Here is a 15,634-nt window from a genome sequence, read left to right on the forward strand (position 1 = left end):
TATACATTTAAATTACTCTAGTTCTAATATAAATCATATATCACTATCCAACAATTTTTCATATTTTGTCATCTTATATGTAATTTAGATTTCAAAAGATTGACCTTATTTTTACTATGTTGTATGCTTAAAATTATATAAGTTTTTGTATTTTTATATTGTTTAGGGGGTATTATATATGGCTACATTTAAAAGATTACAAGAACAAGCATATGACTACTTAAAAGAATTGATACTGTCTGGAGAAATAGTAGAAAATGAAATATATTCCGAGACAAAGCTTGCTAGTGAAATAGGTATCTCCAGAACGCCAATAAGAGATGCTCTTCAAAGACTTAGCCAAGATGGATTTATAGATATAATTCCAAGTAAAGGTTTTAGAATTCATCAAATCACAGCAAATGAAATTGTAGAGATATTCCAAATACGCTCTGCGATAGAAGGGTTTTGCACTTTTTTAATTACAAGTCAATACAAAGAACCTAGAGCAGTTGAAACTATAAGTAAATTAAAATCTCTTCTAGATAAACAAAAAGATATTTTATTAGGTGATAAAAACTTAAATTCATTTGCTGAATACGATACATTATTTCACACAACAATAGTCTCATATGCTCAAAATACTGAATTTGATAAGATGTTTAACAGTTATATGTACAGAATAAAAAAACTAGCTCTTGACTCATTGTCACATGAGGGAAGACTTGAAACAACATTAAAAGAGCATACAGATATTTTTAATAATATAGCGAATGGATGTATTGAAGATGTTTACAGAACGACACTCGTTCATATGGAAACTCCTAAATACATTAATTTAGAAGATTTCTGCAACAATAAAATATTTTAATATCATCTTTGGTAAAATTATATTTATATTAAATTAATTTCCTAGTTATAAAAAATAATCTATAATTATAGTGTAACTAATATTATTTTAAGGAGTGATTTTTTTGAACGAAGATGTTGTAACTAATGAAACAATCGACAAAGATTATGCCATTGAAGAAGTTCGTATGGCATGTAAGCATTTTGGTGACTTATATTTTTATTTTTCCAAAGTGTTATTTGAAGAGCTTGGAGAAGATAAAACTAGCGAAATATTAAAGAAAGTTTTGTTTGAAAGGTCTGAAGAAAGAGCTATTGCTATGAGAGAAAGAGCTCATGAAAATGGAGAGGAATTAATTGCAGACAATATTATTAGCACAACTGATGTTCCATTCTTAGGCTGGGTTCCTGAATTTGAAGAGTTGCATTGCCCTTATGGTGCTTCCTGGCTTTCAAGATTTGAGGAAAATCCTTGGTTTAAAAAATTTGCATCTCTTTATTGTGATGTTACAGATACTACTGTCGCCGAAGTATTTACAGGAGATACATCCCACAAAATAACAAAAAACATTCTATGGGGAGATAAAAGCTGTGAAAGAATATATTTCCATGATGACAAGGTATCTGAAGGTAAGTACACATATGGAAATAAAAATTGTAAATAAATAAATTAAATTTTCTATATTCTTATACTATATTTTGTACTTTTTCATATAAATATTATAACTAGTCTTTTATTTTACTTTGGTTTAACTTAAAGATAATTTAATTTTAATCTATATGTATTATCATATAGGTAATAAGAAAATTATCTTTATAAATTATAGTTTTAGTTTTATAATTTATAAAATATTTATGTTCTTTGTAAAATTTTTTAGGAGCTTCTAATGTTATGCTATAAAACTATCTTGAGAAGGGCTGATTGAATGTTTAATAAAATATATGAAAAGAAAGAATTTATAGTTTTTCAAGTTAAAAAAGGTTATGTAGTTTATAATACTAGAAAGAGTTTTGAAGAAGGTCACACACATTTAAAGCATTTTGAAGCAGCAAAGACAGCTATTGATTTAGCAATAAATAAAAAGATTCCTAGAAGTAAAGATGGTTATTATCTGACTAGTTTAATTCGCATAAGTGATGATTGTTATTACATTGATAAGTTAAGCGAATTATTATATGTCAGAGAACAAAAAGGTAAAAAAGAAAAGTACTGTAATTCTGGTTATCAGATGTAGCAAGACTAGTTGTGAATTATAAGTACCTTTAGTCTTAAAACCAAAGAGTATCAGTAAATTTACAAAATAACTTACTGATACTCTTTTTAATTATATTATTAATATTTAAATTTATTACAAAATTCTATAAAAATTTTTATGCTATCTATTCAGATTCTGTATCTGCAAATTGACTATTATAAAGCTTCTCATAAAATCCACCTTTTTCCATAAGTTCTTCATGATTCCCCTGCTCTATAATACTTCCATTATTCATAACTAAAATCAAGTCAGCATTACGAATCGTAGAAAGTCTATGTGCTATAACAAAACTAGTTCTACCATTCATAAGATTTCTCATTGCTTTTTGAAGCATAAGTTCTAATCTAGTATCAACAGAACTAGTAGCTTCATCAAGTATCAATATTGAAGGGTCTGATATAAAAGCTCTAGCTATGGTTAAAAGTTGTTTTTCTCCCAAAGATATATTAGATGCTTCTTCATTTAAGAACATATTATATCCATCTGGAAGAGTCGTTATAAAATGATGCACATTTGCTACTTTTGCTGCCTGTATAATTTCTTCTTTAGTAGCTCCAAATCTACCATATTCTATATTTTCAAAAATGGTTCCATTAAATAGCCATGTATCTTGAAGTACCATACCAAACATCGAACGTAAATCTTTACGTTTCATATCCCTTATGTCTACCCCATCAATTTTAATAGCCCCCTTCTTAACATCATAAAACCTCATCAATAAGTTTATTAATGTTGTTTTACCTGCTCCAGTAGGTCCAACAATAGCTACCATCTGACCACTTTTTATTTCTGCATTTAAATCTTCTATTAAGGTTGCATCTTCTCCATAACCAAAATTGACATGCTCAAATGTAACATTACCTTTTACATCTTCTATCTTAATTGAATTTTCAGCATCAGGTATTTCCTCTTCTTCATCCAAGATTTCAAACACACGCTCTATTGCTGCAAAAGAAGATTGTATTACAGTTGACAATTGTGTCATTTGTGAAAGAGGCTGATTTATCTGCCATATATAACGTACAAATGCCTGTAAATTTCCGACTGTTATTCCTCCACTTACTGCATATATAGAACCAACAACTGCTACTGCTGCAATTCCAAAATAAGTTACTAATGAAACCATTGGATTCATCATACTTGATATAAATTGCGCCTTAAATCCATTTTCACAAAGTTCTTGATTTACTTTTTTAAATTCTTTTATAGAGTCTTCTTCTTTTCCATATAATTTTATCTCATTAAACCCAGTATACATTTCTTGTACTTTTCCATTTAGTTTTCCAAGAGCATTTTGCTGTAATGAAAATCTATTTTGTGATTTTTTTACTATAAACTTGGATACAAAATAACTAATTGGAATTATAAAAAGGGCTATAATTGCCATATATGTGTTAATTGTAAACATCATTGAAAGTGCTAAGATTATTACTAAGATTGAATTTACAATTTGCATGAAGCTCTGTTGTAGGGCATTTGATATTGTATCTACGTCGTTTGATATACGGCTTAACACATCTCCAAAGCTATTACTATCAAAGTAACTAATTGGCAATCTTCTTATCTTATTTTCTACTTCATTTCTTAAATCTCTCATCGTATTTTGGATAGCATTTGTAAGTAAAAAACTTGAAACATAAGTGAAAATTGCATTGGCAACATATATACATGCTAAAAGCACCAATATTTTTATTACATAATTAAAATTTACAGATGCTCCAGGTATTCCTTTCGCTATACGAATTACGTCTTTAGTTAATTGTGTTATTATTAATCCCTCTGTTTTAGGAGCAATTGCATTCATAGTGGCTGCTGAAATTATACATATAATAGCTATAATAAAGGAAAATTTATATCGTTTTACAAATGGAAGAAGTCTACCAATTGTTTTTTTAAAACCTTTAGACTTTTTCATTATTCCAATTCCTCCTTTTTCAACTGAGATGTTGCAATTTCATAGTATATTTCACAATTCTTTAATAGTTCCTTATGAGTTCCCATTCCGACAACTTGCCCCTCATTGAGTACTATAATCTTATCAGCATCAATAATAGAACTGATTCTCTGTGCAACAATCAATACAATTGCCTCTTTTGTTTCTTTCTTTAACTTAGAACGAAGTATTGCATCAGTTTTAAAATCAAGTGCAGAAAAACTATCATCAAAAATATATATTTCAGGTCTTCTTATAATAGCTCTTGCAATAGAAAGTCTCTGTTTTTGACCTCCTGATACATTTGCTCCACCTTCACTAATTAATTCATCGAATTTTCTAGGTTTTTTTGATATAAATTCATATGCTTGCGCAACTTTTGCTGAATATTCTAGTTCTGATTCTCCTGCCTTATGTTTACCAAATCTAATATTGTTTGCTATACTACCAGTAAATAGTAATGATTTTTGAGGTATAAATCCTATCTTCTTTCTTAAAGCCTTCAAATCATATTCTCTTATATCTACTCCATTTATCCTAATACTACCTTCTGTTACATCATAAAATCTAGGTATCAAGTTAATAAGAGTACTTTTTCCACTACCAGTACTTCCTATAAAAGCAACTGTTTCACCTGTTTTTGCAGTAAATGAAATATCCTTAAGTACTGAAGCCTCTCCATCTGGATAAGTAAAAGTTACATCATCAAATTCTATAATGCCTTTATTTTCAGTATCTTTGATTCCATTTTCAGGATTTTTTATAAGTGGTTCCTCATTTAAAAGTTCCTTTATTCTATTTGCAGACACTTCTGCTCTTGGATACATAATAAATACCATCGAGAAAAGCATAATTGAAAACATAGCATGAAAAAGATATTCCAAAAATGCAACCAATTGTCCAACTTGAAGTTCTCCAATATTTATCTTCTCACTTGAAATCCAAAATACAACCAAAACGGCTATATTTAATAGTAAAAAGAATGCTGGTTGAGTAATTGACATAAGCTTGAATAATTTTTTAGAAACATTAGCATAATATGTATTTGTTTTTTCAAACCTTTCTGTTTCATAATCATCATTTCCAAAAGCTCTAATTACTCTTATTCCTGTTAAATTTTCCCTTGATATAAGGTTTAATTTATCCAATCCTTTTTGTTGTTTTAAAGATATAGCTTGAGATACCTTTGCTATTATTGCTACCCCAATAATTATAAAAGGTACTGATATAGCTAATACCATTGAAAGTTCTACACTTGTTCTAATAGTCATTATTATACTTATAATAAACATGACTGGTGTTAATAAAGCGGTTCTTAGTAGTATATTCACAAATTGCTGAATTTGAAATGCATCGTTTGTCGTTCTTGTAATCATTGAAGAAACTCCAAACTTATTATATTCAGTATGTGAAAATTCTTGTGATTTTTTAAATATGTCATTTCTTATATCTCTAGTTACACTTGTTGACACCTTTGCAGAACAATAACCCAACAATATACTACCCACAACTCCTATAACAGAAATAATAACAATCACTATTCCCATTTGTTTTATGTAAGCTATATTTTGATTTGCTATACCATTATCAATTATTTTAGCTATTATTGTTGGAATACCCAATTCAACTAATGCAAAACTAAATATAGCCAGTATATTTAATACTATTAACAACTTATAATTCTTTAAATAACTTAAAATTAATTTCATATTTTTCTCCTTTCTTAGTTTTTGAGGTAATGTAATTACATAATAATACCAAATTTATAAATACTTAATTTTATAAAAAAAGGAGAAAAGAGTTAACGCACTCTCTTCTCCAGCATATTCTTTTTAATACACCCTCCGACAAGTCGCTTATATGTTAACACATTTGGCAAGTAATGTCAATTCATATAGCCAAAAGTCTTTTAAATGCTTTATTTCATAACGTTATAACAAATTGGCATGCACTTTATTCTTATTTTTTACTGTACTCTAATTTTACAAGTTCTCCAATATTACTAAGTCTCTTAAAGTTTAAATTCGTCTTGTTTATACCAGATTTAAACAATGGAATCCCTTTACCCAATATTATTGGCATTATATAGATATAATAATCATCAATTAGATTATCTTTCATAAATAATTTTACTATGTCACTTCCTCCAACTATCCAAATATCTTTTTTATTATTCTCTTTCCCAAGTTGCTCAATTAGTTTTTGGGGTTCTAAATTTGTATACTTTACATTTTCAGTTGTTCCATTAACTGTATTTGAGTATACATAACATTCTTTACCTTTATAATACCACTGAGCAGGACTAAGTTCATTTACAATCTGTGTATATGTTGAATTTCCCATAATAATAGTATCAATTGTATTGTAGAAAGTATTATAATCTTCCTCCTGTTGAAAATCTGGATATATCTCATCTAAAAAACCTACACTACCATTTTCCTCAGCTATATATCCATCTAAACTCATTGCAATGTAAAGTACTACTTTTCTCATATTTAATACCTCCAATATTTATAGTGTGATTATTCTATGTAAATATCACTTTTTTACTCATTCAATGATACCCTATTAATATTTCCTAAAACAAATTTAAATAAAGTTGGCATTAATTTTAAAAATTATTATATAAATAATTTAAAAATACAATAATTTATTGAAAATTCCAATTAGTCTAAATAAACATTGCTCTCACTTAATACTGGTTCTATAATATAATTATAAGCTATTAATATTGTAAAGCTATTATTTTAACATAATGACTTTAATACTTATAGTTAATTTTACTTTTGTTGAAAGGTGGTAAATGACATGAAAATTTCAGAAATTGCTACTCCAAGTTTTTTACTAGATTTAGACCAGTTAGAAAAGAATATTGATACAGTTCAACAAATTTGTTCAAAGAATAATAAGCAACTTTGGCCTATGCTTAAGACGCATAAAAGTACCTATATTGCAAAACTTCAAAAAGATGCAGGAGCCACTGGATTTCTAGTTGGAACACTTGATGAGGCTGAATGTTTAATGAAATCTGGCTTTGAAGATATTATGTTGGCTTACCCTTACATGGGAGATGCAAATATAAATAGAATCTTATCTATGGCATCAAAAATAAATTTAATATGTGCTACAGATAATCTAGAGTGTGCTAAGGCTTACAGTGAAGCTTTTTCTAAGGCTAAAGTTGAATGTAAATTACTTATCATTGTAGATTGTGGCTTACATCGTTTTGGAATTGAGCCAGAAAAAGTAGTTGAACTTGCTACTGCAATTTCAAAACTAGAAAACATAAAAATCGTTGGTATAAGCTCACATCCAGGACAAGTCTATGGTTGTAGTTCCCCAGAAGGAGTTCCAGATGTGTGTATTCAAGAAGATTCTTCTTTAGAGAAAGCATGCAAGGCTTTAACTGATAATGGATTCAATGTAGAAATTGTAGCTTCTGGTAGTACTCCAACAGTTGAAGCTGAAGCTGCTTCTAAAACTATAACTTCTGTAAGACCTGGAAACTATGTATACTACGATGCTATACAAATAGGTCTAGGTTGTGCTACTGAAGATATGTGTGCTCTTACTGTTATGTGCACTGTAATCTCAAAAAATAGTAGTGGATATTATTTAGTAGATTGTGGAAGCAAGTGTCTTGGACTTGATAAAGGTGCACATGGAAATAGTAGTATTGTTGGCTATGGCAGAGTTTGTGGACATCCAGAACTTACTATTGATTCACTTTCAGAAGAAGTTGGAAAAATTAAAGTAAATGGTGAAACTAATATAAAAATTGGTGATAGAATAAGAATCATACCTAATCATTCTTGTTCTACTGCAAACTTGACAAGTAATTTGTTAGGTTTTAGAGGAGATACAATAGAAAAAGTTATCAAAGTGGATATACGTGGAAATTCACAACAAATTCTACTTTAAAAACATATTTATATTAATTTCAAAATGTATTTATTATAATATCGACATTAAAAATGTAAAAAGAAAATATGTTTTCATCATTTCAACAATGAAGAAGAGGTTTATCTCTATTTTGAGATAACCTCTTCTTTTTTAATTAGTATATAATTACTATATTTGTCAATTTCTGCATATATAGATTCTCATACATACTTTATAATTAGGTTATAATTTTATTTTATCTACATTAATCCCATAACAGTAAGTAAAACTCTTACTATCAACATTCCCACTACTGCATCAAATATTGGAACTGCCAGCAATAACACTCTATACTTGGTACTAGCATTTGCTACAAGTACTATTCTTGCATAATGACCAACTAGAGTACCCATTAACATACATGGCATAATTAATATAGTTGCTTGTGGTGCAGTAATTAGACCTTGTGCAAATAAGTTTGCTGCTGTAGCTGCTCCTGCTGCCTTAGCAAAGAACGCTGCTATCAAAACTACAACTGATTCTCCAGGTAGTCCAAAAATACCCATTACTGGTCCAAAAACACTTCCTAAAATATCAACTAGTCCAGTTAATTGTAAAAACTGTACTATTACATAACCCATTATCATAGCTGGTAATATTTGTTCAACACCTATGTAGAAACCTTTTTTTGCTCCCCCCATAAATGTTTCAACAGCAGTTTTCTTAGGTTTACTATTTACAATTGCATTTCCATTAGTTTGTTGACTCATACTACACAGCCTCCTTAGTCTTAGTCTTTTTATTTTTTATACTTATAATTAATCTAACTAGATTGGCACCAAGTATCTTACAGAATATCTCTATAAGGATTATTGGGCCTAATGCCAATAATGCTATTGGTAAAAGTGGAGCTTGAGTATTTATTGTGTTTAATATAACAGCTGAACCAGCATATTGATATGCTACAAATATAGTTCTTTCATCATCAGTTATTTCTCCACTTTCATACAATTCTTTTGTCATTATTGAAGCAACATCTGAACTAGTAAATGAAGATACAAATGCTATACCTGCTATACCAGGTATACCAAGTATAGGTCTAAGCAATGGATTGAATATTTTTGATGCTGCTTTCATTCCTCCCATAGATTCAACTACATCTATAAGACCTACAGCAAAACAGACAGTTGGTATTAAAGTCAGTGCAAATAAGAATCCATCTTTTGCTCCAGTTCCTCCTTTCCCCATAAAATCTACACCATCTGAGATAGTACCAAATGAACCTGTAAGATTTGCAAAATCTAGTGCTTTAAGAAATCCTTGACTATCCTTAAATATTCCTGAAAATAATACTATCAATATAAATAAAGACAGATACCCTTTCCATGTTACCTTATTATCTCCAGTTGTTTTATCCATATAAAATCCCCCTTTATACCTCAAATTTATCTAAATTTAAAATAATTGTAGAAATTAATTTCACCCTCTCAAACATCGAATTTACTAATGCGTATTCTCTTGATGTATGATTCCATTCTCCTCTTACACCAAAAGAGCAGATTGTGGGAACGTTTGCAATTGTCAAATAACTAGCATCTGAACTACCTCCAAGTCTCTTAGCATTTAATTCTCCAAACCCATTTTCTTTAGATACTGTATTTACAAATTTATGAAATCTCATAACATCTTCTGTAGTCTCAAATGCCATCATTTCGCTTATAAAGTCAACTTCTGTAGAAGTTCCATCTATATAAGTTTCTTTACATATTTCTCTAATTCTTTCTTTAACATTCTCCATTTCTTCCACTTTTTCAAATCTAAGGTCTACTTCTATATTACAATCTTCTGGAATAGAGTTTGATACTCTTCCTCCTTTAATTACACTTACACTTGCTGTAGTTCCAACCTCAAGATTGGTCAATTTCTGTATGCATAATATCTTATTTGCCATTTCTTCTATGGCATTTCTTCCACCTTCAAAGTCATTACCTGCATGTGTCTCTACACCTTTTACATGTATATTACATCCTATTCTTCCTTTTCTACCTACACACAAGCTATTGTCTACTAATCCAGTTTCCATATTAAAAGCACAAAGACCACCTTTTGCTTCTTTTAATATAACTTCCCCACCAGTTGAATCCTTATGTCCTATCTCTTCATCCCCAGAAAATACTATTTTTATTGGTCTTTCTTTATACCCTATTTTATTTAAAGCTTTGATAACATATAAAGCAATTATTATTCCACCTTTCATATCTAAGACACCTGGTCCATATGCTTTTCCCTCTATTATTTTAAATGGATTTTTACCAAATGTACCTGTTTCAAACACAGTGTCCATATGTCCTGAAAAAATTATTGGCTTTTTATCTATATTAGAACCAAGTGTTCCTATAAGTGTGCTACCATTATCTCCAACATCCACTAGCTCACAATCTAAACCTTCCTTTTCAAACTCAAGCTTTAATCTATCAGCCAACTTATTTACGCTTTCTTTGCAATGTGTATAGCTTTCCATATTGACAATCTCTTTCCATATTGAAACTATTTCTTCTTTATTCTCATCAACAAACTCAGAAATCTCATTTAAATATGTATTCATAATAATCTCCTTCATTCTTTAATAAAATATACTTATTTCCTAAAACTAAGCTTATTTTAGGAAATTTTAAAAGACTAGTCCTTAAATACAAAATATCACAATTATTTTTATCAGTCAACATTTTTTTCTGTATTTTTTATATTTTCTGATTTTTCTTTCAATTTTCGTTTTGTAAAATAAATTGACGCGTTTTATCTACTATTATAAAATGAGGATATAAATTGATTGATTATAATACTCTCGAAATCTTAAAGGAGGTTTTATGAAATATAAAATTGGATTTTTAACAACATCTTATTTTATGTCAGACAAGTACAAACAAGCTCTTAAAGAACTAAAAAATATTTGTGAAATTACATTTATTGAACTCAAAGGAGAAAATCCTTTTAGTAATTTACCTAATATATACAATGAACAAGTAGACAATTTCGATGGATTTGTATGTAGTGGTATAGTTCCATATAGTGAACTTGTAATAAACATAAAGGACATAAAAGTACCATTGAACTTTTTAAAACTTGATGAAAGAGATTTTTATAAATACTTATTTAAGCTATTAAATAGCCATAAAGATATTGATTTTACAAAATCATTCATGGATTTTTTAAGAGAAGACAATAATTATTATGATATCTATTCATTAATAGATTCTAATAAATGTCCATATACAATTAAAGATTTTAAAATCCCTCAACCTGTGTATGACTTTAAGAAATTAAATGATAAGTTACTGGAGATACACTTGGATTTATTGAAAAATAATAAGATTAACCTTTCTTTTACTAGAAATTACATCATTAGTTGTGAACTTAATAAACTTGGACACGATTGTATTTATATGGTTCCATCTACAGAATCAATCTTAAATACATTTAAATCTTTAGTAAACGAAATAACATTACAGAACTTAGACAAAAATAAATCTGCAACTTGCATAGTTACAGTAAACAGTTCAGAGTATATAAATGAAGATTTGATATTTAAAAATGATGAGATACAAAACCAAATATATAACACTATCTTAGATTCGCTATCAAGAAATGGTTTTTACGGTGTTCAAGTCAAAAAAAATGATATGAAAATAGAGATACATACCACTAAAGAAATGTTAAATAATATGACCAATAATTATACAGACTTTTTTATTTCAGAAGATTTAAAAGAAATTAAGTATAGCTTAAATATTGGTTGGGGTATTGGAAATACAAATATTCATGCAGAACAGAATGCTCGTCAAGCTAATGGTAAATCTTCTTCTTTAGGTGGAAACTGTACTTTTATAGTAAATGATACTAATAATACAATAGGACCTTTATATTCAAATAAGAATTATCATGATATTGAAGAAAGCTCATTAGCTAATAAGGTTGCTTCTTTTATACCTCTATCTAATACTAATGTATCTAAAATTATGTGCATGATTAATGATAGAAATTCAAATAATGTCTCAGCAGAAATACTATCAGACTATATGAATATAACCCTTAGAAGTGCAAATAGAATATTGAATATCTTATATAAAGCTGGAATTGCTACTATTGTAAATACAAAACTTGATAACCAAAGAGGAAGACCAAAAAAAATATATAAAATTGACTTCTTGTCTTTTTTAAATAATATGTAGATATTTAATTTAGTTAATAAAAAATAGCCACTACAAACTATAATTTGTAGTGGCTATTTTTTATATCATTACTTGTTACTAATTTTTTAAATTTAATTATTTTTTTTAAACAGTTTATACCATCCTATTATCAGTAGAACAATAAATACAAGTGCATCTATAAAGAGAATTACTGTAACATGTTCGACAATATTGTATATAAAAAGTATAGAGAATACTTCTACAGACAAAGCTACAAAACACACAAAATTCGTTAAATAATCTGCAATAATATCAATATGAAAAGTATGTATTTGTAACCATCTCCATATAAATGGACGTAAAAGAAATCTAAACACAACACAAATAACAGGATATGCATAAATAAATTTTTTATCTACATAATTAGCCACTCCATTATTCCATTGAACAGGAATCTGGGATGGCAACTTTGGAAATACTATTATTGCAATCAGCAAACATGCAAGAGTAATAACTCCCCATGTAAATTTTCCTCCCCACATATATAAGAAGCTTACAGAATCTAGTTTGAAAATAGGTCTGTTTTTATTCCAGTATTCTGGCAACTTAGTTATGTATTCTTCTACTTTTAAATTTAAATAAGTTAATTCCTCAGACTTTAACATTTTCTCACACATACTCTTAGCATTTTCTAAATCGGATATTTGAGTTTTAAGAACTTGCTCTTGTTTTTCAAGAACTTCATATAAAGATACTTTCTGTAATATAATATTACGGATATCCTCAATAGAGATTCCCAATGTACGTAAATATGCAATTTTTTTGATGTCCTCCACATTTTCCTCTGAATATTCCCTATATCCATTATTTTCATTACGAATTGGTTTAATTAAAAACTCTTTCTCATAAAAACGAATATTAGAACGAGCCAATCCTGTTTTTTCTTCAACTTCTTTAATTGTCATTTTTAAACATCTCCTTCCCATTCTGCTAAACTATAACTATGCTCTAGTTTTATATCCATTCATTTTTTATGTAGAAGTATTTATGATATCTTAAAAGCAAGTTCCTTATCTACTATAAATTTTCATACAATACTCTATTTTTCTATATTTAAAACTATATTATTTTCTATAAAGTACTCTATAAACAAGGTTTACAGTCAAGTACTTTTATTATTTTTTTTATTTCATAAAAAAAAGCATAACAAATCATTTGCCATGCTTTTTTATTAGACTATAGATTCTATAAACTTAGAGTGTAACTATTACATAATAGTATTAACCTTACTCATCACATCTTTTGCAAATATGATAGCTTCACTTATCTCTTGCTCATCTGGATGACTTTGAGACTCTTCATCATTATTTAACTGTTCACGAATATGCTCATTCTCAGGATGAAGCTTTAACAGCTCTTCATATTTTACTTTTAACTCTTTTGCTATCTTCCCTTGGCATATAAATGAACCTAAGTTTTCATTATCTTTTGAAACGATTGATTCAACCTTTTCTATAATACTAGCACCATAACTTCCCTTTGTACTAGCTCCCATTGTTCCAAATAGAGCTATCTTTTTGTTATGAATATTTTCAAGTACCTGTTTTGAATTTTTATCACAAATTCCTTTATCCACCCAATACCCTAGGAATACTATATCATAATTTTCATAGTTAATACTATCATCAACTAATTCACTTATGTTTTTAATGTCTTTTTCTCCTTGTATTACATCATATATAGAATAAGCAATTTTTTTAGTATTTCCAGTTAAACTTGAATATAAAATTAAACTTTTCATGATATATCCTCCTCTTTATCTATACACTTATCTCATCTTAGCGAAAACATATTAATTATGAATATGTTTTTTAATTTCTATAAACATAGTCTAATCTAATATACATCCAAACTGGGAACGTGTTTGTAATGCATCTGCACATTTCTTATTGCAATAACAGCATTTTTTAATATCCTCGACTCTTCCATCTTTTACTTTTTGTAACCACTTACTATCTGCCAATAATTGTCTTGACATAGAAACCATATCTACCCTGTCATTTAAAATAATATTTTCTATAAAATCTGGACTAGATAATTTTCCAACTCCACACACTGGAAGATTTGTGTGTTTTTTCACTTCATCAGTCAAATATAAAAAACATCCTTCATCTTTAAAATAAGGATGATTCTTAGTTGGTATAGTATCTTCTAATTTTGAATGATTTGCAAGTGTTACATGAAAACTATTTACGCCTGATGATTCAAATTTCTTCACAAAATACTCAACCTCTGAAAGTAGCACTCCTGCATTACCATAATGAGGGCTTTCTTGTCTTATTGCAAGTTTGTAGTCTATTGGAATATCCTTAATCTCATTTCGTATACTCCTGATTATCTCACTTGCAAGTCTACTTCTATTATCACATGTCCCACCATATTCATCGTTTCTATTATTAAATATACTTGAAGAAAAACTTCCTATCAATCTATCTCCATGAATCTGAATCATATCAAAACCAGCTTTTTTTGCATTCAATGCTGCTACTTTAAACAAATCTATAATATTCTTAATTTCTTCTTTTGACATATTTGTTATGTAATCTTTTACTCCATCACTCATTATTCTTTTAATATCATCATGTGAAGTAATTCCTGTCTTCATAGTATCTTTAATTAAATTAATATCATAATCTGAACAAAACAACTGTGCAGATACCTTTGCACCAGAATTGTGTATTTCATCCACAATTTTCTTATACTTCATTACTCCTTCTTCATCTGATAAACTCAAAGCCATCTTATGAAAGCTAGGTCTAACAGATACATCTCCCAAAGTAATCAGAGCTACACCTGATTTGGCAATATCACAAAGTTTTTTAATTTTTTCTTCAAATTTAAGACTCATACTTGTAGGTGCAAATGATACTCTATTTTTTAATTCCAAATTTCCAATTTTAATTGGCTTTAAAAGATTGCAATACATCCTATTCTTCCTCCACTGTTGTCTTTATATCCTTTACTATATGTAATTTCTTAACTAATTCTCTATACTCTTCATCCGAAAATTCTTTTTTTATATTATTATCCCATTTTGAAAATATATTTTTTATATCTCCTAAGACTTCCTCACCCTTATCTGTTACTCTCAGCTGAAAAGCTCTGCTGTCATTGGGATTTTGGATTTTTTCTATGTATCCATCTTGCTCTAATCTAGATATAGTTCTTGTTGTATGCGCTTTGTCAACTTCAAATTCTGTTGAAATATCATTCAAAGAGCAGTTTCTATTCTTATTGATATAAATTAAATAGAAATACAAACCATTCGTAAGTTTGTATGGCTTTAAACATTTCTCACAATAAAGTTTAAAGTTTTTTTGTAAATTACATATAACATACGATAAACTTTCATACTGTAAATTCCTAAAATCCATCTTAAATTTCCCCTCTATAATTTCAATTTATTTGACTATATCAACTATATTATATTAAACAATTAATCTAGTCAAGAATATTTTACTTTATTAACATAACTTTTATTAATT

15 protein-coding genes are annotated in these 15,634 nt (G+C 28.4%); 5 read left to right on the plus strand and 10 right to left on the minus strand.

Annotated features, from left to right (window positions below):
* Positions 1 to 178 precede the first annotated feature (178 nt).
* From Q3223_RS00500 to Q3223_RS00510, 3 genes are all read left to right on the plus strand, one after another.
* On the plus strand, positions 179 to 850 hold the full coding sequence (locus tag Q3223_RS00500; RefSeq protein ID WP_054271386.1) for a GntR family transcriptional regulator: 672 nt from the start codon (positions 179 to 181) through the stop codon (positions 848 to 850).
* A gap of 94 nt (positions 851 to 944) precedes the next feature.
* On the plus strand, positions 945 to 1,493 hold the full coding sequence (locus Q3223_RS00505; protein WP_176702559.1) for a hypothetical protein: 549 nt from the start codon (positions 945 to 947) through the stop codon (positions 1,491 to 1,493).
* Positions 1,494 to 1,754: 261 nt separating this feature from the next.
* The gene (locus Q3223_RS00510) at positions 1,755 to 2,063 is read left to right on the plus strand and encodes a hypothetical protein (RefSeq protein WP_021385744.1); all 309 of its coding nucleotides are present in this window, start codon (positions 1,755 to 1,757) and stop codon (positions 2,061 to 2,063) included.
* 145 nt (positions 2,064 to 2,208) lie between these two features.
* On the opposite strand, the gene Q3223_RS00515 is transcribed toward Q3223_RS00510, so the two are convergent.
* The 3 genes from Q3223_RS00515 to Q3223_RS00525 all read right to left on the minus strand — a co-directional run bounded on the left by Q3223_RS00515 (position 2,209) and on the right by Q3223_RS00525 (position 6,510).
* Positions 2,209 to 3,999, minus strand: coding sequence for an ABC transporter ATP-binding protein (locus Q3223_RS00515; RefSeq protein ID WP_054277394.1), 1,791 nt, complete (start codon positions 3,997 to 3,999; stop codon positions 2,209 to 2,211).
* A complete protein-coding gene (locus tag Q3223_RS00520; RefSeq protein WP_054271389.1) occupies positions 3,999 to 5,726 on the minus strand; it encodes an ABC transporter ATP-binding protein in 1,728 nt (575 codons plus the stop codon). Before Q3223_RS00520 ends, Q3223_RS00515 begins: the two co-directional genes overlap by 1 nt.
* Positions 5,727 to 5,976: 250 nt before the next feature.
* Entirely contained in the window at positions 5,977 to 6,510 is a 534-nt protein-coding gene (locus Q3223_RS00525) for a dihydrofolate reductase family protein (RefSeq protein ID WP_054271390.1), read from the minus strand.
* A 315-nt stretch (positions 6,511 to 6,825) separates the two neighbouring features.
* Here Q3223_RS00525 and Q3223_RS00530 point away from each other — a divergent pair, with 315 nt between their 5' ends.
* Complete coding sequence (locus Q3223_RS00530) at positions 6,826 to 7,938, plus strand: alanine racemase (RefSeq protein ID WP_231301223.1); 1,113 nt, start codon at positions 6,826 to 6,828, stop codon at positions 7,936 to 7,938.
* Positions 7,939 to 8,159: 221 nt separating this feature from the next.
* Here the strand turns inward: Q3223_RS00530 and Q3223_RS00535 are convergent, their stop codons facing one another.
* From Q3223_RS00535 to Q3223_RS00545, 3 genes are read right to left on the minus strand one after another with little or no spacing between them, the layout of a single operon-like run.
* On the minus strand, positions 8,160 to 8,669 hold the full coding sequence (locus Q3223_RS00535; RefSeq protein ID WP_054271392.1) for a nucleoside recognition domain-containing protein: 510 nt from the start codon (positions 8,667 to 8,669) through the stop codon (positions 8,160 to 8,162).
* 1 nt (position 8,670) lies between these two features.
* Positions 8,671 to 9,318, minus strand: coding sequence for a nucleoside recognition domain-containing protein (locus Q3223_RS00540; protein ID WP_054271393.1), 648 nt, complete (start codon positions 9,316 to 9,318; stop codon positions 8,671 to 8,673).
* A 13-nt stretch (positions 9,319 to 9,331) separates the two neighbouring features.
* Positions 9,332 to 10,504, minus strand: a complete 1,173-nt coding sequence (locus Q3223_RS00545; protein ID WP_074180148.1) for a M20 family metallopeptidase — start codon at positions 10,502 to 10,504, stop codon at positions 9,332 to 9,334.
* Positions 10,505 to 10,766: 262 nt separating this feature from the next.
* On the opposite strand from Q3223_RS00545, the gene Q3223_RS00550 reads away from it, so the two are divergent.
* Positions 10,767 to 12,128, plus strand: a complete 1,362-nt coding sequence (locus Q3223_RS00550) for a hypothetical protein (protein WP_219672881.1) — start codon at positions 10,767 to 10,769, stop codon at positions 12,126 to 12,128.
* A 92-nt stretch (positions 12,129 to 12,220) separates the two neighbouring features.
* Here the strand turns inward: Q3223_RS00550 and Q3223_RS00555 are convergent, their stop codons facing one another.
* The 4 genes from Q3223_RS00555 to bilQ form a co-directional block, all read right to left on the minus strand.
* Entirely contained in the window at positions 12,221 to 13,054 is an 834-nt protein-coding gene (locus tag Q3223_RS00555) for a MerR family transcriptional regulator (RefSeq protein ID WP_407811443.1), read from the minus strand.
* Between the two features lie 302 nt (positions 13,055 to 13,356).
* Positions 13,357 to 13,890: a flavodoxin family protein BilS gene (gene bilS / locus Q3223_RS00560; protein WP_407811444.1), complete on the minus strand. Its 534-nt coding sequence runs from the start codon at positions 13,888 to 13,890 to the stop codon at positions 13,357 to 13,359.
* Between the two features lie 90 nt (positions 13,891 to 13,980).
* On the minus strand, positions 13,981 to 15,075 hold the full coding sequence (gene bilR, locus Q3223_RS00565) for a bilirubin reductase (RefSeq protein ID WP_407811445.1): 1,095 nt from the start codon (positions 15,073 to 15,075) through the stop codon (positions 13,981 to 13,983).
* A 1-nt stretch (position 15,076) separates the two neighbouring features.
* Entirely contained in the window at positions 15,077 to 15,523 is a 447-nt protein-coding gene (gene bilQ / locus Q3223_RS00570; RefSeq protein ID WP_054271398.1) for a bilirubin utilization transcriptional regulator BilQ, read from the minus strand.
* Positions 15,524 to 15,634 lie beyond the last annotated feature (111 nt).

It is taken from the genome of Clostridioides sp. GD02367 (genome assembly GCF_045900275.1).
Classification (GTDB): domain Bacteria; phylum Bacillota; class Clostridia; order Peptostreptococcales; family Peptostreptococcaceae; genus Clostridioides; species Clostridioides difficile_A.

What these genes read in the sequence shown, in the direction of transcription:
- Q3223_RS00500 (WP_054271386.1), top strand. Translation starts at nt 179, where the DNA reads ATGGCTACATTTAAAAGATTACAAGAACAAGCATATGACTACTTAAAA.
- Q3223_RS00510 (WP_021385744.1), top strand. Translation starts at nt 1,755, where the DNA reads ATGTTTAATAAAATATATGAAAAGAAAGAATTTATAGTTTTTCAAGTT.
- Q3223_RS00515 (WP_054277394.1), bottom strand. Translation starts at nt 3,999, where the DNA reads ATGAAAAAGTCTAAAGGTTTTAAAAAAACAATTGGTAGACTTCTTCCA.
- Q3223_RS00520 (WP_054271389.1), bottom strand. Translation starts at nt 5,726, where the DNA reads ATGAAATTAATTTTAAGTTATTTAAAGAATTATAAGTTGTTAATAGTA.
- Q3223_RS00525 (WP_054271390.1), bottom strand. Translation starts at nt 6,510, where the DNA reads ATGAGAAAAGTAGTACTTTACATTGCAATGAGTTTAGATGGATATATA.
- Q3223_RS00530 (WP_231301223.1), top strand. Translation starts at nt 6,826, where the DNA reads ATGAAAATTTCAGAAATTGCTACTCCAAGTTTTTTACTAGATTTAGAC.
- Q3223_RS00535 (WP_054271392.1), bottom strand. Translation starts at nt 8,669, where the DNA reads ATGAGTCAACAAACTAATGGAAATGCAATTGTAAATAGTAAACCTAAG.
- Q3223_RS00540 (WP_054271393.1), bottom strand. Translation starts at nt 9,318, where the DNA reads ATGGATAAAACAACTGGAGATAATAAGGTAACATGGAAAGGGTATCTG.
- Q3223_RS00545 (WP_074180148.1), bottom strand. Translation starts at nt 10,504, where the DNA reads ATGAATACATATTTAAATGAGATTTCTGAGTTTGTTGATGAGAATAAA.
- Q3223_RS00550 (WP_219672881.1), top strand. Translation starts at nt 10,767, where the DNA reads ATGAAATATAAAATTGGATTTTTAACAACATCTTATTTTATGTCAGAC.
- Q3223_RS00555 (WP_407811443.1), bottom strand. Translation starts at nt 13,054, where the DNA reads ATGACAATTAAAGAAGTTGAAGAAAAAACAGGATTGGCTCGTTCTAAT.
- bilS (WP_407811444.1), bottom strand. Translation starts at nt 13,890, where the DNA reads ATGAAAAGTTTAATTTTATATTCAAGTTTAACTGGAAATACTAAAAAA.
- bilR (WP_407811445.1), bottom strand. Translation starts at nt 15,075, where the DNA reads ATGTATTGCAATCTTTTAAAGCCAATTAAAATTGGAAATTTGGAATTA.
- bilQ (WP_054271398.1), bottom strand. Translation starts at nt 15,523, where the DNA reads ATGGATTTTAGGAATTTACAGTATGAAAGTTTATCGTATGTTATATGT.